Source organism: Aquimonas sp., assembly GCF_044377145.1.
Classification (GTDB): domain Bacteria; phylum Pseudomonadota; class Gammaproteobacteria; order Xanthomonadales; family Xanthomonadaceae; genus Aquimonas.
This window is the reverse complement of sequence record NZ_JBILJQ010000053.1, coordinates 1-19,036: the sequence shown is the minus strand read 5'-3', so window position 1 is coordinate 19,036 and position 19,036 is coordinate 1. Positions and strand designations below refer to the sequence as shown.

Below are 19,036 nucleotides of genomic sequence, written 5' to 3'. Positions count from 1 at the left end.
CCGGCGCTTGCTCGGCGGCCAACGACAGCGATTACCGCCTGCGGACCTTGTCCGAAGCCGCTGCGTGGGCGATCGGACCCTTCCACGAATCGGCCCCGAGGGGCGGAGCCACTCTCCGAAAGTGGAAGGAAGCGGGACAGCGAAGGCGAGGCTGAACGCGATGACTACCGGTGTCAATGTGCGTTGCAACACGATTCTGGGGTGTTTTCTGGCCCACGGGATCATCGTGGTTGTCAGCCAGAGCCCGCGCAACGCCGCCCAGCTGCGCTAACCTTTCACGAACCTTGGACGGCCGTTTGACGCCTCGGAGGCGCCGCCCGTCGCCCGGCCCAGCGCTTGAAGCCGCAGCTCACATGCCACCCACACCAATCTGGAGCCCATCTGTTCACCATGGCCGAAACCCTGTTGCAGCCCCGAACGGATCGACGACCACGGTGTGCCCGCCTGCTGCGGCGAATCGACTGCTCGATCGTGCCGTGCGAAACCCCGGCGTGAGCAAACCGTCCGAGGCTGCACCCGCGACAGATCCGCCCGGCGACATCCGGAGCTATGCCGCACTGGACCTGGTCAGCCAGCCGCTGTGGGTGTTCGACATCGACCGCAAGCGCATCCACTGGGCCAATCGGGCCGCGCTGAAGATCTGGGACGCGGCTACGCTCGAACAGCTGCAGGCGCGCGACATGGGTGTCGACATGTCGGAGTCGGTCGCGCAGCGACTGTCCCAGTACCAGAGCGACTTCCGCAGCCACGATGCGGTGTTCAATGAGCAGTGGACGCTGTACCCGGAGGGACAGCCGGTGTCGCTCAACATCAGCTTCCGCGGCCATCGGATCGACGGTGGCCGGATGGCGATGCTGTGCGAGGGCCAGCGCGCCAACACCGACACACCCGACTCGCTGCGCTCGGTCGAAGCCCTGCTGCACACCGCGGTGATGATTACCCTGTACGACAATCGGGGCCGCCCGCTGTACCGCAATCCCGCGGCCCGCGACGCAGTGCGCGACGTCGCCGAAACCCTGCCGCAGCGGGTCGGCGACGCCAGCGTGTTCGATCAGCTGATCAGTGAACTGGATCGCTGCGGCCAAGCGACGCTCAACCTGCCGGTACACACCAGTCGCGGTGAGCGCTGGCACGAACTTTCCGCGCGCAGCTGCCGCGATGCGGTCACCGGCGATGCCGCCTGGCTGGTCAGTGAGGCCGACGTCACCCAGCTCAAGCACAGCGAAGCTCAGGCCAGTTTCCTGGCCCTGCACGATCCGCTGACCGGCCTGCCCAACCGCAGCTGTCTGCGCCAGCATTTCGCCCGGGTCGTGCAGAGCCAACACGGACTGCAGCGCTCGACCGCCCTGCTGCTGATCGACCTCGACGACTTCAAGATCATCAATGACACGCTCGGTCACGCTGCCGGCGACGAGCTGCTGGTCGAAGTCAGCCAGCGCCTGCGCGCGGCGGTGCGCAGCGACGATCTGGTCGCGCACCTGGGCGGCGATGAGTTCCTGATCCTGCTCAGCGCCACCGACATCGATTCCGCCGTGCGGCACCTGCGGGCGCGCATCTGCCATGGATTGTCGGCGCCGCCGATTCTGGTCCGCGACAGCAGCTTCCGGGTGGCCGCATCGCTCGGCGCCGCGGTCTATCCGCGCGACGGCGAGGATTTCGAGAGCCTGCTGCGCAGCGCCGATCTCGCCCTGCACGCGGCCAAGGAAGCCGGCCGCAATGCGCTGGTGTTCTATCGCGCGACCATGAGCGCCGCCCTGCACGCCCGCACCGAACTCGAGAACGACCTGCGCGAGGCCGTGGCCACGCGGGCCTTCGAGGTCTTCTTCCAGCCCCTGGTGCGTGCGTCCGATCAGCGCATCGTCGGCGCCGAGGCTCTGGTGCGCTGGCGCCACCCGCAGCGCGGGATGGTGCTGCCGGCCGAGTTCATTCCCGTCTGCGAGCGCCTCGGCCTGATCCGGGAACTCGGCCGCCTGGTGTTCCGCGCGGCCGCCCGCCAGCGCGCCGAGTGGTCGGCCGCCGGGTTTGATCTGCTGGTGGCGGTCAACATGTCGCCACGCGAGTTCTCGGAGCCCGGCGTGGTCGAGGATCTGGCGGCCTCACTCGCCGACAGCGGCTGCGATCCGGCCGGCCTGCAGATCGAGATCACTGAATCGATGCTGCTCGGCAGCGACGAGCGTCCGCTGGCCACCTTGCGTGCGATCGCCGCGCTGGGGCTGTCGATCGCGCTGGACGATTTCGGTACCGGCTATTCCAACCTCGCCTATCTGCGCCGCTACCCGATCCATGCGCTGAAGATCGACCGCAGCTTCATCCAGGGCTTGGCCGATAACGGCGCCCTGACCGAACTGATCGTGCAGCTGTGCCGACTGATGCACCTGAAGGCCGTGGCCGAGGGCGTCGAGACGCCCGAACAACTGGCCTGGATCGTTGGACAGGGCATCGAGCACTACCAGGGATTTCTGTTCGCCCCGCCGCTGTCGGTGGCCGAGTTCAGCGCCCGGCTGCTGAAGCAAGCCGAACCCCCGACGGCATGATCGGCAGCACGGACGACTACCGCGGAACTCGCGACGCTCGACGCAGCCGAGCCACGCTTCACCAGCAGGCTCAAGGAGTCCCCATGTCGCACCCGCAACCCGATCCAACCCTGCTCGGCCGCTACCGCCATTTCAAGGGCGGCGAGTACGAAGTCACCGGCTTCGCGCGCAGCAGCGAGACGCTGGAGCTGCAGGTGATCTATCGCGCGCTCTACGGCGAGCGCGGGCTGTGGGTGCGACCGTACTCGATGTTCTTCGAGACCGTTGAGCGCAACGGCCGGACCTTGCCGCGGTTTGCACGCCTGGCCGACGCCGTCGCGGCCGATGCCGACGCTGATTCCAGCGCCGAGGCCGGTGCCATCGGCTCGAATGCACTCGACTGAGAACCGAAGCGAGCGAATGGACGAGCCCCCGCCGCGGGTGTCAGGCTTGCGCCCGACAATCGTTCAGGAGCAGGCGCATGGCGATCCAGCGCGGGTTGACGCGGAACCTCACTCAGATCTTCACGGGCGCGCTCTCTGGCCTTTTGCTGGGCCTGGCGTCGCCTGCGCACTCAGGCACACCCGGCGCAGCCCTGTTCGCCAATGGCTTCGAGGCTTCGGCCAGCGCGTGTGCTGCGCCGGTCCACTTCGCCAGTGGGCTTGCGCCAACCTTGCGCATCCATGTCGCCACCAGCGGCAATGACAGCAGCGGCAACGGCTCGCAGGCCAATCCCTTTGCCACTCCGGCCCGCGCACTGCAGGCCGTCGTGCCTGGCGCGGCCGTGGTGATCCATGCCGGCACCTATCCCGGCGGCCTCTTCGCGAACAACCTGCGCGGCACATCGACGGCGCCGATCTGGATCGGTGGCGCGCCCGGCGAGGCGCGACCGCTGCTGCAGGGCGGCAGCACGGGCCTGCAGCTGTCGCGGCCGCGCTATCTGGTGCTGCACGACCTCGCGGTCAGCGGCGCCAGCGCCAACGGCATCAATATCGATGACGGCGGCGACTACGCCGATGCCGAGGCCGCCCGTTACGTCGCAGTTGAGCGGGTCGACATCCGCGACATCGGCAGCAGCGGCAACCAGGATTGCCTGAAGATTTCAGGCTTGAACGATTTCCACATTCTGGACAGCGACTTCGCGCGCTGCGGCGACAGCGGCAGCGGGATCGATTTCGTCGGCGCGCATCGGGGCCTCGTCTACGGCAACCGGCTCAGCGAGATGGGCTCCAGCGGCGTGCAGGCCAAGGGTGGCAGCGTCGACATCGAGATCCGCGGCAATCGCTTCAACGACGGCGGACTGCGCGGGGTCAACATGGGCGGATCGACCGGCTTCGAGTTCTTCCGCCCGCCGCTGTCGACCTCCGCGCCGAATGCCGAGGCGCGCGACATCCGGGTGATCGCCAATCTCTTCGTCGGCGGGCAGACGCCATTCGCTTTCGTCGGCTGTGCTGGCTGCACGGCGGCGCACAACACCGTGATCGACCCCGGCCGCTGGCTGCTGCGGATCCTGCAGGAAACCACGACCCAAGGCGGGTTCAGCTTCGAGACGAGTCGCAACGGCCTGCTGCAGAACAACCTGTTCCAGTTCCGTCGCGCGGTGGTCACTCCGGCCGAGGTCAATGTCGGCGCCAACACCGATTCCGCCAGCTTCGTCTGGCGCAACAACCTGTTCTTCGCCATTGATACACCTGCACAGTCGCAGCCAGGTTTGCCCGGGACGGTCAGCGCCAGCGTGGTCGGGCTGAATCCGCAGATCAGTGCGCCGGACTACCGCCCCGGCAGCACCAGCCCTGCCGCGCAGTCGGGTCTGGCCTACGCGCAGCCGCTGGGTGACCTCGGCGGCAGCTGCTTCCGGCCGCTGCCCAGCATCGGCGCCTGGCAGTCACCCTGAGCATGCTGATCCGACCACGCGCAGCTGCAGCCGGTCACCTGCGACGGGCCGCCGCGTCCTGCAGCCGTTCCGCCGGGAGGAGAACACCATGCTTCGACTGATCGTCCTACTGATGCTGGTCGGCCTGCTGGCGGTTTCGCTGTGGGCCGCGCTCGCCAACACCGACCCCCAGCGGCTGAAGTCCGCCGCCTGGGGCATGCTTGCCGGCGGCCTGATCGTGGCCGGGCTGTGGATGATCCTCTCGCCGTAGCGACTGTCGCAGGCGCATGGCGCGCGCCAAGTTGCGCGCTCTGCTAACGTCGCCGGCCCCCGCTGCGGAGCGCCGCGTTTGAGCAGATTGTCCGGCCCACTTTTGACCCAGGCGAGCGCGCAAGCATTGCTCGCCGCGCGCGCGGCCGCACAGACGCAGTGGAGCGGCTCGCTCGACCTCGGCCGCTCGCAATGCAGCGTCGCAATCGAGCCGGGGCACTGGATCGTCGACGGCGGCCGCTATCCCTACCCGCCGCCGCTGAAGGACCGCACGATCTATCGCTTCGACGGCAGCGCCTTCGTCGCCGTATCGCGCTACAGCGGTGCCCTGATCAAACTGGTGCCGACCGACTGGGGCCCGCCGACCTTCGAGATCGACGGCATCAAGATGCTGCCCACCGCCCAGGTGTCGCCGTTCGATGACGCCCGCCGCAAGGTCGAGCTGATCGCGCCGCGCGACAAAGTGGTGCTCGACACCTGCGGCGGCCTCGGCTATTTCGCCGCCTGGTGTCTGGCCGGTGGCGTCGCGCGGCTGATCTCGTTCGAGAAGAACGCCGACGTGCTGTGGCTGCGCCGGCTGAACCCGTGGTCGCCGGATGTCGACGACGCCGATGCCATCGGGCGCTTCAGCCTTGAGCACGCCGATGTGGCGCAGGCGATTACGGGTCTGGCCGATGCCTCGGTCGACGCGATCCTGCACGACCCGCCGCGCTTCGGCATCGCCGGCGAGCTGTATTCGCAGACCTTCTACGACCAACTGGCGCGGGTGCTGCGGCCGGGCGGCAGGCTGTTCCACTACACCGGCAGTCCGAACAAGCTCACCAGCGGCCGCGACGTGCCGAGCGAGGTCAGCAAGCGGCTGCAGAAGGCGGGCTTCACGACCACGCTGGCGATGGATGGGGTGCTGGCGGTGAAAGCACCGCTGCGTGCGCCAAGGCGCTGAACCAACGGCTGGCGGAGCTGCCGAGACGTCGCGGAGAGGCTGGATCGCCGAGTCGCGAATGCGACCGCCAGCGCGTTGACGCTACCTCCGAGCTGTTTGGCATCGGGCTTTCCGGCGATTTCCCGCACAGACACCACGGGCTCAGCCTTCGGGTGCCCCATGACCTCTGGCACTGCGTGGTGTTGTAGTTATCTACAACACTAACTCCGCAATCCCGCCCGAGCGTAAGGAACACGCCACATGAAGACCACGATCCTGTTTTCGTCCCTGCTGCTGGCCGGCCTGAGCCTGGCGCCGATGACCCTGCCCGCGCAGACCGCCCTGATCGCCCAAGCGCAGGCCGCCGCCCAGTCAACACCCGACCCAGCACGCCAGGTCACTGAGCTGGTCCAGCTGCTGCGCACCAACAACCTCACCGCGCTGGTGCAGGCGATGGTTCCGCCGCTGCACTATCAGCAGCTGCGCGACAAGCACGAGCTGCGCCGACTGCAGCCGGTCACCGCCGAGCAGCGCGCCGAGTTCGCCGAGGGCATCGCCAAGCTGATCGATCCGGATGCGGTCGACACCCTGATGGCCGAGATCGAACCCAAGCTGACCAAGCACGCGGTGCAGTCCGAGGGCATGATCCTGATGGGCTTGGGCGCGCTGAACATCGCCGCCACGTCTCCCGACTCTGACTTGAGCGACAGCCAGCGCGCGGCGATCCGCAGCGCCCTACCGGGGCTGGAGCGCTGGATCATCGCCACCGATTTCTTCAGCGTCGAATCGATGCGCAACGCGCTGACTGTGTTGTCGGACGGCGCCCGCAGCACCGGTATTCGCGATCTCGATCAGCTGATGTCGCTGTCGCTGGAACAGACCCTCGACCGCGCCAGCACGATGCTGGGCTCGGTCAAGCAGGCGCTGCTGATCTACGGCATCGATGTGGATGCCATCGCCGCCACCACCCGGGTGGAAGTGCTGGAGATCGCCGGTGACAGCGCCCGTATCCGCACCACGGTAACGGTGTTCGACGCCCCCATCGCCAGCGAACAGGATCTGGTCCTGATCGAAGGCCGCTGGTACAGCAAGGATGCCGTGCAGGGCTGGGAGCGCGAGCTCAGTCGCGAGGACGAGGATCTGGCCCAGGTCGAAGGCTGACCGGCACCGGTACGGCCTGCAGCCTCGCTCGAACCAGCGACGCTGCGGGCCCGCCGCCAGCTGATCTGCAAAGACCACGGATTCGGACAGGACCGCGCGGCCGGGGTCGTCTTCCGCCCCATGCATCGCTTGGCCCCCTCACTGGCGATACTGTTCATCAGCTGCGCACTGAGCGCACCGGCCTATGCGGGCTCAGCGCCGCAGCTGCTGGCGTTCTCGAAAGAGGCCGGCTTTTGGCACGATTCGATCGCCGCCGGCATCCAGATGCTGCAAGCGATGTCCGCGCAGGAGGCCAGGTGCTGCAAGGCCAGCGAAGACGCAAGCGTGTTCAGCCCCGCAACACTTGCGGGCGTCGATGCGATGGTCTGGCTCAGCACCACTGGCGATGTGCTGAACGCCGAGCAGGAAGCGGCGTTCGAGCCGACCGCGCGCGGCCGTTGATCCGGCGCTGCGCTGTTCGCCAAAAGCACACGCCCCCGCTCGGTTCACCGGCACCAGCTTGCCCTTGGACCACGCGCGCGCATCACCGCGAACGCGCGCGGCTGCTCGCGGATCGGCAACACCGGATCGATCACCGGCTTGATCCGGCCGTAGGCGGGCGAGGCGGGCATCAAGGCGCACTCAGGCCGCGTCGCCAAGCAGCGAAACGCCCATGCGTCTACTTCAGCCAACGGAAACTTGTCACAGGCCGGCGTAAGCCGGCGCCGCAGCGCGGCTTGTCGGACAGAACGCCCCTCAATCGGACTTCGGCGGCTGCAGCTGGGCGTGGATGGCCGGCACCTGCATCAGCGCCGCCGAGCCGTACCAGGGGTGGTACTCGGCGACCATTTCACCGTTGACGATCACTGGATCGGTTTCAGTCAGCGCACGCGCTTCCTCGACATCCTTGACCGCAAACACGAACAGGCCACGCCAACCTGCATCGCTCGGCATGAAGGGCCCAGCCAGCGCCAGCTTGCCCGCCTTCGACAGCCGCTCCATGTTGGCGAAGTGGCCAGCAAACATGGCGCTGCGCGCCTCGCCGTCCGGCATGCGATTGGGCCCCGTCTTCAGGATCACCAGCACATAGGCACGCATGCCGCGCTCATCGGCGCCGAGCCGCTGCGCCAGCGCTGCATCAAACGCGGGCTCGGTTGAACCCTCGACCGGCGTGTCGGACTCGGCCGACGGCGCGCTGGGCGCGATCAGCAGGCTGCACACAGCGACGAGGCCCAGGGCGAGTGTTCGCATGTCGATGCTCCGCTGTGAATCACTGGAGCCTGCAGCGTAGCAGCGCGAGCACGGCAGGACTTCTGACGCTGGACCTTCGCGCCGCAGCTGCCGACACTGCGGGCTGACTTCTGCCACGCGGTGCCCTGCCCATGTTCTATCGCCTGCTTGCCTGTACCGCCCTGCTGCTCGCTGCCGCTTCAGCCGCTGCCGAACGCAGCCCGCGCGAGGTCGGCGAAGCCGAGGCCAAAGCCCTGCATGCGCGCGTGCTCACGCTCGACACCCACGTCGACATCGGCCGCGGCTACGCCACTGAAAACCTGGACCCCGGCCGCTTCACCCGCGCCCAGGTGGACCTGCCGAAGATGCGCGCCGGCGGGCTCGATGCGATGTTCCTGATCGTGTTCACCGGCCAGGGCGCGCGCGATGCCGAAGGCTATGCCAAGGCCGCCGCCAGTGCCGAAGACAGCTATCGGGCGATCAGCCGCGCGATCGACGCCTACCCGGACCAGATCGCCTTGGCGCGCAGCGCCGACGAGGTCGAAGCGATCCACGCCAGCGGCCGCAAGGTCGCCCTGATCGGCATGGAGAACGCCTACCCGCTCGGCGAGAGCGTCGCTGCAGTGGCGCTGTGGGCACAGCGCGGCGTGCGCTATGTCGGGCTCACCCACATGGGCCACAACCAGTTCGGCGGCAGCTCGAACCCCAACCCGGCGCTCGGCGACAGCGAGGATGATGCCGGCCTCACCGAGCTTGGCCGCGCACTGGTTCAGGCGCTGAACGACAACGCGATCCTGGTGGATGTGTCCCACGTCGGCAAGCGCTCGATGCTGGAGGCGACCCGGCTGTCGCGCGCTCCGGTGATCGCCTCGCACTCGGGCGCCTCCGGTCGCTACGAGAACCTGCGCAATCTCGATGACGAACAGCTGCAGGCGATCCGCGACAACGGCGGCGTCGCGCAGATGGTCGCGTTCCGCTCCTATGTGGCGGCCCTCGCACCGGAAGTGGCCGCCGGCATCGCCGAACTGCGAGCCACCCATATCGGCCAGGGCTGGGATGCCGCCACCGATGCCGATGTCGCCGCCTACAACGCTGGCGTGCTCGCGCTGCGGGCGAAGTACAGCGACGTCGGCCTGGGTGCCTTTGTCGACCACATCGACTACGCGGTTGAGCTGATCGGCGTCGAGCATGTCGGCATCGCCTCCGACTTCGACGGCGGCGGTGGCGTGGTCGGCTGGGACAACGCCGCCGAAACCATGAACGTCACCCGCGAGCTGATGCAGCGCGGCTATAGCGAGGATCAGATCCGCAAGCTGTGGGGCGGCAACATCCTGCGCGTGCTGCGCGCGGCACAGGCGGCCGCGGCGCGCTGAGTCCGTTCAGCCGCCAGCGCGTTGGCGCTCACAGATTCACCCTGATCGCGGCTTGCGGGCATGCGGCATGCATAGGCGCTTTGCATCCCGCCCCCCCGTATCGAGATCGTGATCGCCCGTCTACCTTCGCAAGCTCCATGGTCATCGTCAGACCGTGCGGCATCCGACAGTCGTGCTCATCGGTCACGGCGGCCCGCAGCTGTCGGCGGCCGTGGTGCGTCAACGCGCCTGAACGTCTGTTGGGCTCTGCGCGCTGTGCTGCTGATCGTCGGCGCGCTGCTGGGTGTTGCCGCGCACGCCCTGGACACGTCGAAGGAGTTTCACAACTTCGTCAGCAACACCTGGAGCATCGAGGAAGGGCTGCCGCAGATCAGCGCGCTGGCGATGAGCCAGGACTCGCAGGGCTATCTGTGGGTCGGCACCCAGGCGGGGCTGGCGCGCTTCGATGGTCATCGCTTCACCGCCTATACGCCGGAGAACGCCCCGGGCTTGCCGGGCACCTATATCAACGCGCTGCTGACGGACGACGCCGGCAATCTCTGGGTCGGCACCTACAAGGGCCTCGCGCGCTGGCGCACCGATCGTTTCGTCGCAGTGCCGGTGGCAGCGGATGCCAACACCGCGCCGAACATCCTCGCGCTCGCACGCACTGCACAGGGCGTTGTGCTCGCCGCGGCGGGCAGCACCGTGCATGCCGTGGAGAATGATCTGCTGTATCCCTACGTGCAGCTGGAGCGCCCGGCGCGCGCGCTGCTGGTCGAGGGCCCCGATCTGTGGATCGGCAGCGTCGGCGGGGTCTACCTGCGCCAGCCCGATGCAGCATTGCGCTTCATTGTGTTTCCGGCCGATGCCCGCAACACCGCCACCCGCGCCCTGTTGCGCGCCAACGGCAGTCTGTGGGCCGGCACCAGTGAGGGGCTGTTTGTGCTGATCGATGGCCGCTGGCAGCGATACGCCGGCACCGCCGGGCTTTCGCACACGCCGATCGAGGCGATGCTGCTGGACCGCGATGGCAACCACTGGATCGCCGAGCTGGCCCACCTCACCCGGCTGCGCAGCGACGGCAGCTTCGAGCGCGTGGTGCGCGAAGGTTCGGGACTGTCGATCCGCTCATTGTTCGAGGATCGCGAAGCCAATCTGTGGCTGGGCAGCCAGTGGAGCGGCGTGACCCGCCTGCGCAATGGCTGGACCCGCCGCTACAGCGAGCGCCAGGGCCTGAAGACCCCACTGCTGTGGTCGGTCGCAGAAGCCGACGGCGGCGCGCTCTGGGTCGGCAGCGACGCCGGTCTGGTTCGATTCGAGAACGGTCGCTTCACCCAGGTGATCGAGGGCGGCGCCCTGCCGCATCCGAGTGCCTACTCGTTGCGGGCCGAGGGCGACCGGCTGTGGATCGGTACGCGCTATGGCCTGGCCGTGCTGGAGGACGGCGCGCTCAGTACGCCGGCGCGCTTCGAGCCGCTGGCCGCGCTGCAGATCAATGGCATCGTTCGCGATGCCGGTGATCGCCTGTGGCTGGCCACCAGCAGCGGCGCGTTCCGTGACGACGGCGAACGGGTTATCCGGATCGGCGAAGCCGAAGGGATGAGCGACCCGCGCGTGCGCTTTCTGTTGCCCACCCAGGACGGCCGCCTGCTGATGGGCACCCAGGCCGGTCTGTATGAAATCCGCGACGACCGCGCCCTGCCCTTCGCTGCCGATCTGGGCATGCCGCCGGCGCTGGACATCACCGTGCTGCACGAACTGGCCAATGGCGATCTGGTGGCGGGCTCGCTTTCGGAGTTGCTGTATGTGTTCAGCGCTGGACGCTGGCACCTGCTAGGCAAGGCCCAAGGCATGCCCGGCAACGCCCCGTTCTTTCTGGCCCATGACGAAAACTACCTGTGGGTGGCCGGCATCCGCGGCATCGGCAGGGTGCCGCTGAGCGACCTGCAGGCCCTCGTTGATGGCCGCAGCAGCCGCGTGCGCGGCGAGATGTTGCTGAACGAACGCGGCGACCGCCGCGGCGGCCAGAAGGGGTTCTGCTGCAACGGCGCCGGCAACAGCAAGGGCCTGCAGCGCGGACGCACCTTGTGGGCACCCAGCCGCGACGGCCTGGTCGCGCTCGACACCCAGGACGCGCGCATGCCCGATGCGCCCCCCACCACCCTGATCGAGCGCGTGCGGATCGACAACGAATGGCGCCCGCTGCAGCCCGGCCAGTTGATGTCCTTGCCTGTGGACGCGCGCGACCTCGCCTTCGAGTTCACCGCGATCAGCTTCTACGAGCCGCGCAGCATCGGCTTCCGCTACCGCCTGCTCGGTTACCACGACGACTGGCGTGAACCCGACGAAGCCGGTCAGCGGGTCACCGGCTATACCAACCTGCCGGGCGGCAACTACCGCTTCGAGGTGCAGGGCTCCACAGCGGCGGATCAATGGAGCCCGCCGGCCACGCTTGAATTCCGGATCGAGCCGAAGTTCCGCGAGACCGGCTGGTTCGTCGCCCTGCTCGCCGCAGGCGTCGGCCTGCTCGGTCTCGCCGGCTACCGACTGCAGCGGCGCCGCTACCGGCAGAGCGCCATGCGGCTGGAGGCGCTGGTGCAGCAGCGCACGCTCGACCTCGCCGAGGCCAATCAGCGCCTGCACGAGGCGACTCAGACCGACCCGCTGACGGGCCTTCGCAACCGCCGCTATCTGGCCGCGCAGATACCGAAAGACATCGCCTTCTATGCCCGCGAGCTCAGTGCGCCGACGCCGCATCCGCGGGTGCTGCTGTTCGCGCTGGCCGACATCGACCACTTCAAGAGCATCAACGATACCTACGGCCACGCGGTCGGCGATCGCGTGCTGCAGCAGTTCGCCGAAGTTCTGCTGGGTCAGGTCCGCACCGGCGACTACGTCGCACGCTGGGGTGGCGAGGAGTTCGTGCTGGTGTTCCGGCCGATGCCGCTGGCCTTTTTGCCGGTGCTGGGCGAACGCCTGCGCTCGGCGATCGCGGCCTATCCGTTCGACATCGGCGCCGCCAAGCCGCTACGCCTGACCTGTTCACTCGGCCTGTGCCAGTACCCGCTGCTGCAGGGCGGTGACGACAGCCTGCACTGGGAGCACCTGCTGGAACTGGCCGACAGCGCGCTGTATCGGGTCAAGCGTGGAGGCCGCAACGGCTGGGGCGCGTATCAGGCCAAGGCCGGAGTGAACGCCGGGCGGGTGCTGGCCCTGCTGCGCGAAAGTGAGTCCGCGCTCGAACAGAGCAGCGAGCTGAACTTCATCGGCGGCGGAGCCACCGAGGCAGCGCGCGGGATTCTGGAGCTGCCGGTCTAGCGCCGTGCGCTTGCGTTTGCGAGCGCCCCCGCGGATGCGCTGATCTTCCAGGACGAGAACGGCCAGCTGTGGGATCTTCGGTACACCCAGCACGGATTCTTCTGCATTCCGCTCGACTACATGCCGCCGATCGAGCCCTCAGGGTTGGACTGATTCGGCCCACCTCTGCCGGCGCGGTGCTGGTCCAACCAGCGCCGCGCCGCGACGCGATCCGGATCGATTCCGGCGGCGACATCCTCCAGCCGTGTCCGCACTTCGATGTCCGGGTCAACGCCGCCATCGCGCGGTGCACCCTCGACAAAACTGGCCAGCAGCGGAATGTCGATGCTCGCCTGTGAGTGCGGCAGCCGCAGCCAGGCCAGCTGGCCGCCGTTCAAGCCACGCAGATTGCCGCCGGTACGCTGGCCGATCAGAGTTGCGGCGCCGCTGGCCTTGAGATCGCGCGCAATCAGATAGCCGGCCGAACTCATGCGCGGCCCGATCAGGGCGACCACCGCACCGCGGTAGGGCTGCGCTACCGGCTCAACGACCCGCGCAGGCGTCCAAGGCAACTGCCAGTTGCGGCCTCCACCCCGTACCACCTTGCCGGTGCGGTCGAAGAAGTCGAAATCCCAGGTGTCCAGATAGCGCGCCAGCGCGTACGGCACGCGCTCGTAGGCGGACTCCGACCGTGTCGCCGGCTTGGTGTAGGGCGCAGTCAGCAGCCGCGCCAGCAGGGCATCTCCGATCGCATCGCTGCCGCCTTCGTTCTGGCGCAGATCCAGCACCAGCGCGGTCACGCGCTGCTCGGCCAGGGTTCGGAAGCCGTCGTCCAGAAACCCGCGCCAGTCGAATGTGTCGTTCCAGAACGCGAAGGTCGACAGGCTCATCACCGCGGTATCGCCATCGATCTCCAGCCGCCAGTCCTCGCGCTCGGGCGCGCTGCCGGCCGCGGCCAACACAGCCTCGCGTTCGGCCACCGGCCGGCCGGGCACGCGGACCTCAAGCAGACGACCCTCGTGCGTGCGCAGCTGCAGTCGGTAGCCGGTTAGCGCGGGTGGATACAGCAGCGGCAGCAAGCGATCCATCGCGCCGCCGCTGGAGTGAGTCTCCAGCTGGCTCAGACGCTTGCCGTCGCTGTCTGCATCAGCGCGCAGGTAGGGCATGAACTCGGCGATCAGCGCGCCCGCGCTGCGGCCATCTACCGCCAGCAGCTCCGCATTCGCGGGCACGGCGGGATCAGCGCTGGCGGTGACCAGCAGGCGGCTCTCGACAACCCGCAGGCGCAGCGGCAATGCCGGCAGGGCCGCCAACTGCGCCTGCAACGCCGGGCCCTGGTTCAGCGGGTTGGTCCAGGTGTGGCCACAGCGCACCGCCGCAGCAATGCGGGTGGTGATCAGGTACATCGCCTGCGCATCGCTGCCTGCGGCGACCTCGGCGTCGGCGCGGGCGAACTCGGCCTCGAACTCGGCCGGCGTCAGGTAGCGGAACAGGCCGGGATGCAGCTCACTCAGTCCTCGCTTGAGAATGCGCAGCTCGCGCTGGGCCTCGGCCGCGCTCAAAGGCGCGGGCGCGGGGATGGGCTGTGCGAACGCCAGCACCGGCAGCAGCAGGCAGATGCCGAGGGCGCAGCGGACGATGCGGGCAGATCGAAACATATTGACTCCAGCGTGTGAGGACGCCGCCACCCTGCCGGCGCCCGTCTGCACCGGCGCTCCAGCGCTGAAATTCCTCGGCTTTTTATGATCTGGCACCTGCCGTGAGGGCCGCTTCACGGTACTGCGTCGGGGTCTGCCCGATCTGCGCCTTGAAGCAGCGGTTGAAGCTGGACTTCGAACTGAAGCCCGCCTCGAACGCCAGCTGCAGCAGATCGCCCGCGGCCGATTCGCGCAGCTGCCGGCAGACGGCATCGACCCGCAGCCGATTGATCGCCGCATTGAAGCTCACGCCAAGACCCTCGTTGAACGCCCGCGACAGATAGGCGGTATTGGTACCGAGATGCCGCGCCAGCCGATCCAGACTCAAGTCGGGGTCGCGCCACCAGCCCGCCTCGACCGTCCGCGCCAGCCAGGCTTGGCCCTGTGCATGCCAGTCACGGACGGGCAGGTCCGCCGATGCGACGTCAGACATCCGCGTTGCCAACGGCGACGCTGGGGGCAGCGCATCGAGTTGTGGATAGCGCGTGTCCGCATGTCGCCAGCCCTCCAGCCCCAGGTAGAACACCAGCAGGGTGAAGCAGACATACAGCGGGAAGCGCTGGAAGTAGTTGAAGTCGATGCTGTAGCTCAGCAGCTCGTACAGCGCCCACACCGGCCAGGCCAGGGCGAACGCGAGCAGCACCCGGCGCAGCCACAGCAGGCGAAACTCCTCGCGGTTGCTGAGCTGGGTGTCGAGCCAGTGCTGATAGCCGCGATAGGCGCGCAGGGCGAGCCACAGGTAGATCGCGAACGAGACGAGGCCGAGGAAAGTCTCAGCAGGGTCGATCCAGTCGCGATGCACGCTGTCGTTCCAGGCGTTCTTGGTCGCCAAGGGCTGCGCGAACATCAGCGCGCGGTAGCCGAACTGCAGCGCCGCCGGCAGCAGATGCCAGGCCCAGCCGCGCGGCAGGCGGTCGGCGCTGAGCCGGTACACATGCAGATGCAGCAGCGGCCCGATCGCGAAGCCGAGCTCGAACGGTGCGAATGACAGCCAGGGATAGGCGTCGTAGAAGCCGGCGAAACCGAGCACATAGGGCAGCAGCTTCAGCACGAAGACCAGCAACAGCAGCGCCAGCAGACGATTGGCGACCGTGTTGCTGCGGGTTGCAGCCAGCAGGCCGGCGACCGCCAGTCCGAAACCGGCGCCGATCGCGAGGGTGGTGCTCCAGGGCCCGAAGGCGATGCTCACGGATGGCCACGCATACGGGGTGCTCGGTCGACACAGGGGCAAGGCCGCCAGTGTGCCGCGGCTGACCGGTGCGGGTCAGTCTCTGATCCCCACCATCAAGCCGTAATCATTCCTTCTCGGCGCGCAGCCTCGCGTCGTCTGCGGGCAGCCGCGCTTGCTCGGCAAGAAAGAGCAGCTCGTTCAGCGAATGCCCCAACAGGGCGCCGGTGGCGCCGGACATTCCAACCTTCCCCGTCATGATGGCCGCGTGCGCCTGCACCGCGATCATGGCCACGCGCTCACAGTCGTCGGCGAGGACTTCCAAGCGCGAGGCCAGGTGCCGCTCGCGGTCAATCGCCTGCCTCACCCCAAGCGCGCTGTGCGCAGTGACCGCCTCGGCAATAGCATCGTCGAGGCAACGGTTGAGGATCCTGAACTCGTCGGTGGTGAGGCGCACGCCCAGCGTGATCGCGGCGCCAGTGATCGACTGGCAGACGTCGCCATACTCGTGCACGACCTGGTCGATGCTGTAGCCGTGGCTCAGCAGGAAGGCGCCATGGCTTGCTGCGGTCCGGATGATCTCGGTTTGCGCCGAGGCCACCCCAGCGGGGGACTGATCCAACCCGGCCGCCGCGGGCAGGCGCGACAGAACCCCAACCAGCTGATCGAGAAACCCGGACACGCCCTGTGCATGCGCGGGCACCCAGGCCTGTGCGCGCCGCTGGGCCGCCTTGAGCCGGCAGGATTCGATCAGTTCGGCGCGATGGGCGGTGATGAAGTCATGCAGGCTCATTGCACGATGTCCTTGCGGCAGGCATCAACTGGCGAAGGCAAAGCCGGACCCACTGCGCTTGGCCTGATACATCGCCCGGTCGGCTGAAGCGAGAAGTGCGTCCGCGGTATCGGCGTGCTGCGGAAACAGGGCGATACCGATGCTGGCGCGAATCTCCGGAACCGGTATCGGTTCGTCCTCACCCTTGGGCGGCGGCGCGCGCAACGCATCCAGCAGCTTCTGCGCGACCTTGGCGACATCGGTGTGACGCTTGACGTCGATCAGCAGGAACACGAACTCGTCGCCGCCGAAGCGACTGACCGTGTCGACGCTGCGGCTGTTCTCGGTCAGGCGCTGAGCGACGATCTGCAGCACCCGATCACCGGTCGCGTGCCCAAGCCGATCGTTGATCCACTTGAAGCCGTCGAGGTCGATGAACATCACCGCGACCGCCCAGCCCTGCCGCTGCGCCTGCGCCAATTCGTGCCCGAGGCGATCGACCAGCAGGGCGCGGTTGGGCAGACCGGTCAGTGCGTCGTGCAATGCGAGTTGCCGTGCTGCAGTCTCCTGCTCGACGGCGGCCGCCAACTGGTGCTCGATCATGCGGCGGTTGCGGATCTGGCCATTCAGCGCGCTCTCCACCGCCTCGACCTTGCCGGTGATCACGGCCACCTTCTCTTCGATCGCCTCGTTCTTCAGCAGGGCGCCCTGCACGTAGACCGCGATCTGTTGCTCGGCCGCACAAAGCTTGAGACCCGCGTTCACCTCAGCCAAGCCGTTTCCGCATTCACGCAGCAACTGCTCGACCTGCCGGGTTTCCTGCAGAGCCGTATCCAGGGACGCGGTTGCGGGTGTCGGCTTCGTGTCTCGGGTTGTAGACATGGAGGTTCGCGGGGCTGCTCTGATCTGAATCGTGAAAGAGGCTCGCCGGGGATTGCGGCCATCCAGCCCGGAAGTCAGATCGACGAGCTATGCGCGGAGCGGCCACTTGGGCACGCCGATGCACGGAGACTAGCCAGTGTCGCAGCCGGTCATCTGTACGGTAGGCCACATTGATTCCAGTCCATTCGGCCACTTGCCCTCCGGCAGCTGCAGCCCGTGCGAGGGCGCGATGTGGCTGGCAGCGCGCGGCCAAACAGAGGCTTGTTTGGCGCAGCCTGCGCGAGGCTGCAGCAGATCCGCGCTCACGCGCACTCGAAAAAAACAGCAGTATTTCAATCAGTTCCAACTTTGACACCTGCCCCATCTGACAGGTCGTATCGACAGAACCGTTTTGCAGGCGTACAGCTGGCGGTTCTCAGTCGCGCCGGATGGGTGCCCTGAGATCACCCGCCCAGCGACGGGTGACACCCTCTCCCATCTTCCGCAGGAGTGATAGTCATGCGAAGTGCACACCAACCCCGCCACCTCGTCCGCCGTCTTCTGAGCGCGGGAATTCTCGGCAGCCTCGGTCTGATCGGTTTCGGGCTTGCCCCACCCAGCCATGCCGCCACCGCACCCGCTGTGGTCGCGGACCAGTTCGCCACCGTACCAGCACCGATCGCCATCGAGCTGACCCCGCTGGAGCGCGCCGGCATTGCTGAAGGCAATGCCCTGCTCAGCCTGAGCTTCGAACAACGTGAGGGCTTGGGCGACGAGATCGTTCTCAACGCCGAACGCCGCAAACATGTCCTGAAGCGCGACCCGAACGACCCCACCCGCTTCAGCGGCATGATCGACTTCGATTTCGACCTGTTCGTGCGCGAGCAGCAGCAGCGCGAGGCCCTGATCAAAGAGAGTCGCGAAGAGAAGTCGCCCGTGTTCAGCGGCCGCGAACTGCTCGGCCACGAGCGCTTCGGCTTTCTCGATCCGGCGATTGTCGAACGCGCACGGATCGAATCGCTGCCGTTCCGGATTCCACGCGATGTGATCGTCCTGCCGCTCAGCTTTGTCGACCCCGCGCGCGAACTGATGATCACCGCGCCGCCGGTGGTCAACGACCCCGGTCGCACCTTCGACATCTGCGGCAATGTCGGCAATCCCAACGGGGCCTGGACCTTCAAGACCCTGATGAGCAACATGGCCAACACGCCGCTGACCGGCGTTGATCCGTCCGATTTCGTCGAACGCTGGGTGCGTACCTGGCAGGTCAACAACACCCTCAATACCTTTCCGGTACCCGCACGTCCAAACATCGGCCCGCTGGTGCTGAACAGCTGGCCACGCATCGCGGGCAAGCTCGATTTGAACCAGTCGCCGTTCCGGCTGCTGGCGATCGTCAACCGCGTCGACCTGCGCGGCAACAGCGTCTACGGCAGCAGCAATGCGGGCGAAGGCCGCTTCGTGTTCGGCGTGGTCAATCGCAACAGCGCGGGCGGCTGCTCGACCACGCGCTTCACCGTGATCCTCGAATACGGCGTGCCGATCCGCGGCTGTGCGGCCGTGCGCAGCTATGGGCAGCAGTGGGACAACCTCGGCAATCTGGTGCTCGGCAGCCCGGCCTACAACACCGCCCTGCAGGCCATCACCGACCAGTTCACCAGCGCCAACGCCGCCCCCAACAAGCCCAACCGCAGCGCGATCAACCAGGTGCGCAGCAACGAGAACGCACTCAACCCGCTGTGGGAGCTGCGCGAGTTTGTTCTGCGCCAGGGCAATCCGCTGCTGCAGATCAGCTCGACCGTGCAGACGCCCCACCACAGCTGGAACAACGTATGCGTCCGCCCAAGCCACCTACCGCTTCCCCACTCGCCGTGCTGAGCCTCAGTTGCAGATCGGCGCCCAGCCCTCGATCGGCAGCAAGCTGTCGATGTCCCGGTT

At 67.5% G+C, this 19,036-nt stretch carries 16 protein-coding genes; 10 read left to right on the top strand and 6 right to left on the bottom strand.

Going from position 1 to position 19,036, the window contains the following annotated elements; translation table 11 throughout:
• Positions 1-491: 491 nt before the first annotated feature.
• The 7 genes from ACIQ7H_RS15345 (at position 492) to ACIQ7H_RS15315 (ending at position 7,180) form a co-directional block, all read left to right on the top strand.
• Entirely contained in the window at positions 492-2,534 is a 2,043-nt protein-coding gene (locus ACIQ7H_RS15345) for a putative bifunctional diguanylate cyclase/phosphodiesterase (protein ID WP_395793040.1), read from the top strand.
• A gap of 83 nt (positions 2,535-2,617) precedes the next feature.
• Positions 2,618-2,917, top strand: a complete 300-nt coding sequence (locus ACIQ7H_RS15340; RefSeq protein ID WP_395793038.1) for a DUF1653 domain-containing protein — start codon at positions 2,618-2,620, stop codon at positions 2,915-2,917.
• A 77-nt stretch (positions 2,918-2,994) separates the two neighbouring features.
• On the top strand, positions 2,995-4,407 hold the full coding sequence (locus tag ACIQ7H_RS15335) for a right-handed parallel beta-helix repeat-containing protein (RefSeq protein WP_395793036.1): 1,413 nt from the start codon (positions 2,995-2,997) through the stop codon (positions 4,405-4,407).
• A gap of 88 nt (positions 4,408-4,495) precedes the next feature.
• Positions 4,496-4,657, top strand: coding sequence for a hypothetical protein (locus ACIQ7H_RS15330; RefSeq protein ID WP_395793034.1), 162 nt, complete (start codon positions 4,496-4,498; stop codon positions 4,655-4,657).
• A 78-nt stretch (positions 4,658-4,735) separates the two neighbouring features.
• On the top strand, positions 4,736-5,599 hold the full coding sequence (locus ACIQ7H_RS15325; protein ID WP_395793032.1) for a class I SAM-dependent methyltransferase: 864 nt from the start codon (positions 4,736-4,738) through the stop codon (positions 5,597-5,599).
• Between the two features lie 240 nt (positions 5,600-5,839).
• Positions 5,840-6,739, top strand: a complete 900-nt coding sequence (locus tag ACIQ7H_RS15320; protein WP_395793030.1) for a hypothetical protein — start codon at positions 5,840-5,842, stop codon at positions 6,737-6,739.
• A gap of 120 nt (positions 6,740-6,859) precedes the next feature.
• The gene (locus ACIQ7H_RS15315; protein ID WP_395793028.1) at positions 6,860-7,180 is read left to right on the top strand and encodes a ThuA domain-containing protein; all 321 of its coding nucleotides are present in this window, start codon (positions 6,860-6,862) and stop codon (positions 7,178-7,180) included.
• 44 nt (positions 7,181-7,224) lie between these two features.
• Here ACIQ7H_RS15315 and ACIQ7H_RS15310 read toward each other — a convergent pair whose 3' ends face one another.
• Entirely contained in the window at positions 7,225-7,350 is a 126-nt protein-coding gene (locus ACIQ7H_RS15310) for a hypothetical protein (RefSeq protein ID WP_395793026.1), read from the bottom strand.
• Between the two features lie 124 nt (positions 7,351-7,474).
• Entirely contained in the window at positions 7,475-7,969 is a 495-nt protein-coding gene (locus ACIQ7H_RS15305) for a YciI family protein (protein WP_395793024.1), read from the bottom strand.
• 131 nt (positions 7,970-8,100) lie between these two features.
• Here ACIQ7H_RS15305 and ACIQ7H_RS15300 point away from each other — a divergent pair, with 131 nt between their 5' ends.
• Together ACIQ7H_RS15300 and ACIQ7H_RS15295 are read left to right on the top strand one after the other, a co-directional pair.
• Entirely contained in the window at positions 8,101-9,321 is a 1,221-nt protein-coding gene (locus ACIQ7H_RS15300) for a dipeptidase (RefSeq protein WP_395793022.1), read from the top strand.
• 255 nt (positions 9,322-9,576) lie between these two features.
• Entirely contained in the window at positions 9,577-12,621 is a 3,045-nt protein-coding gene (locus tag ACIQ7H_RS15295; protein ID WP_395793020.1) for a diguanylate cyclase, read from the top strand.
• A 116-nt stretch (positions 12,622-12,737) separates the two neighbouring features.
• Here ACIQ7H_RS15295 and ACIQ7H_RS15290 read toward each other — a convergent pair whose 3' ends face one another.
• From ACIQ7H_RS15290 to ACIQ7H_RS15275, 4 genes are all read right to left on the bottom strand, one after another.
• Positions 12,738-14,258, bottom strand: coding sequence for a S41 family peptidase (locus ACIQ7H_RS15290; RefSeq protein ID WP_395793018.1), 1,521 nt, complete (start codon positions 14,256-14,258; stop codon positions 12,738-12,740).
• Between the two features lie 82 nt (positions 14,259-14,340).
• Complete coding sequence (locus ACIQ7H_RS15285; RefSeq protein ID WP_395793016.1) at positions 14,341-15,486, bottom strand: helix-turn-helix domain-containing protein; 1,146 nt, start codon at positions 15,484-15,486, stop codon at positions 14,341-14,343.
• Between the two features lie 106 nt (positions 15,487-15,592).
• Positions 15,593-16,258, bottom strand: coding sequence for a hypothetical protein (locus tag ACIQ7H_RS15280; protein ID WP_395793014.1), 666 nt, complete (start codon positions 16,256-16,258; stop codon positions 15,593-15,595).
• Positions 16,259-16,282: 24 nt separating this feature from the next.
• A complete protein-coding gene (locus ACIQ7H_RS15275; RefSeq protein ID WP_395793012.1) occupies positions 16,283-17,119 on the bottom strand; it encodes a diguanylate cyclase domain-containing protein in 837 nt (278 codons plus the stop codon).
• Positions 17,120-17,617: 498 nt separating this feature from the next.
• Here ACIQ7H_RS15275 and ACIQ7H_RS15270 point away from each other — a divergent pair, with 498 nt between their 5' ends.
• On the top strand, positions 17,618-18,976 hold the full coding sequence (locus ACIQ7H_RS15270; protein WP_395793010.1) for a hypothetical protein: 1,359 nt from the start codon (positions 17,618-17,620) through the stop codon (positions 18,974-18,976).
• Positions 18,977-19,036 lie beyond the last annotated feature (60 nt).

Excerpts from the sequence above, each read along its gene's own strand:
- ACIQ7H_RS15340 (WP_395793038.1), top strand. The coding sequence starts at position 2,618 with ATGTCGCACCCGCAACCCGATCCAACCCTGCTCGGCCGCTACCGCCAT.
- ACIQ7H_RS15335 (WP_395793036.1), top strand. The coding sequence starts at position 2,995 with ATGGCGATCCAGCGCGGGTTGACGCGGAACCTCACTCAGATCTTCACG.
- ACIQ7H_RS15330 (WP_395793034.1), top strand. The coding sequence starts at position 4,496 with ATGCTTCGACTGATCGTCCTACTGATGCTGGTCGGCCTGCTGGCGGTT.
- ACIQ7H_RS15320 (WP_395793030.1), top strand. The coding sequence starts at position 5,840 with ATGAAGACCACGATCCTGTTTTCGTCCCTGCTGCTGGCCGGCCTGAGC.
- ACIQ7H_RS15315 (WP_395793028.1), top strand. The coding sequence starts at position 6,860 with ATGCATCGCTTGGCCCCCTCACTGGCGATACTGTTCATCAGCTGCGCA.
- ACIQ7H_RS15310 (WP_395793026.1), bottom strand. The coding sequence starts at position 7,350 with ATGCCCGCCTCGCCCGCCTACGGCCGGATCAAGCCGGTGATCGATCCG.
- ACIQ7H_RS15305 (WP_395793024.1), bottom strand. The coding sequence starts at position 7,969 with ATGCGAACACTCGCCCTGGGCCTCGTCGCTGTGTGCAGCCTGCTGATC.
- ACIQ7H_RS15300 (WP_395793022.1), top strand. The coding sequence starts at position 8,101 with ATGTTCTATCGCCTGCTTGCCTGTACCGCCCTGCTGCTCGCTGCCGCT.
- ACIQ7H_RS15290 (WP_395793018.1), bottom strand. The coding sequence starts at position 14,258 with ATGTTTCGATCTGCCCGCATCGTCCGCTGCGCCCTCGGCATCTGCCTG.
- ACIQ7H_RS15280 (WP_395793014.1), bottom strand. The coding sequence starts at position 16,258 with ATGAGCCTGCATGACTTCATCACCGCCCATCGCGCCGAACTGATCGAA.
- ACIQ7H_RS15275 (WP_395793012.1), bottom strand. The coding sequence starts at position 17,119 with ATGTCTACAACCCGAGACACGAAGCCGACACCCGCAACCGCGTCCCTG.
- ACIQ7H_RS15270 (WP_395793010.1), top strand. The coding sequence starts at position 17,618 with ATGCGAAGTGCACACCAACCCCGCCACCTCGTCCGCCGTCTTCTGAGC.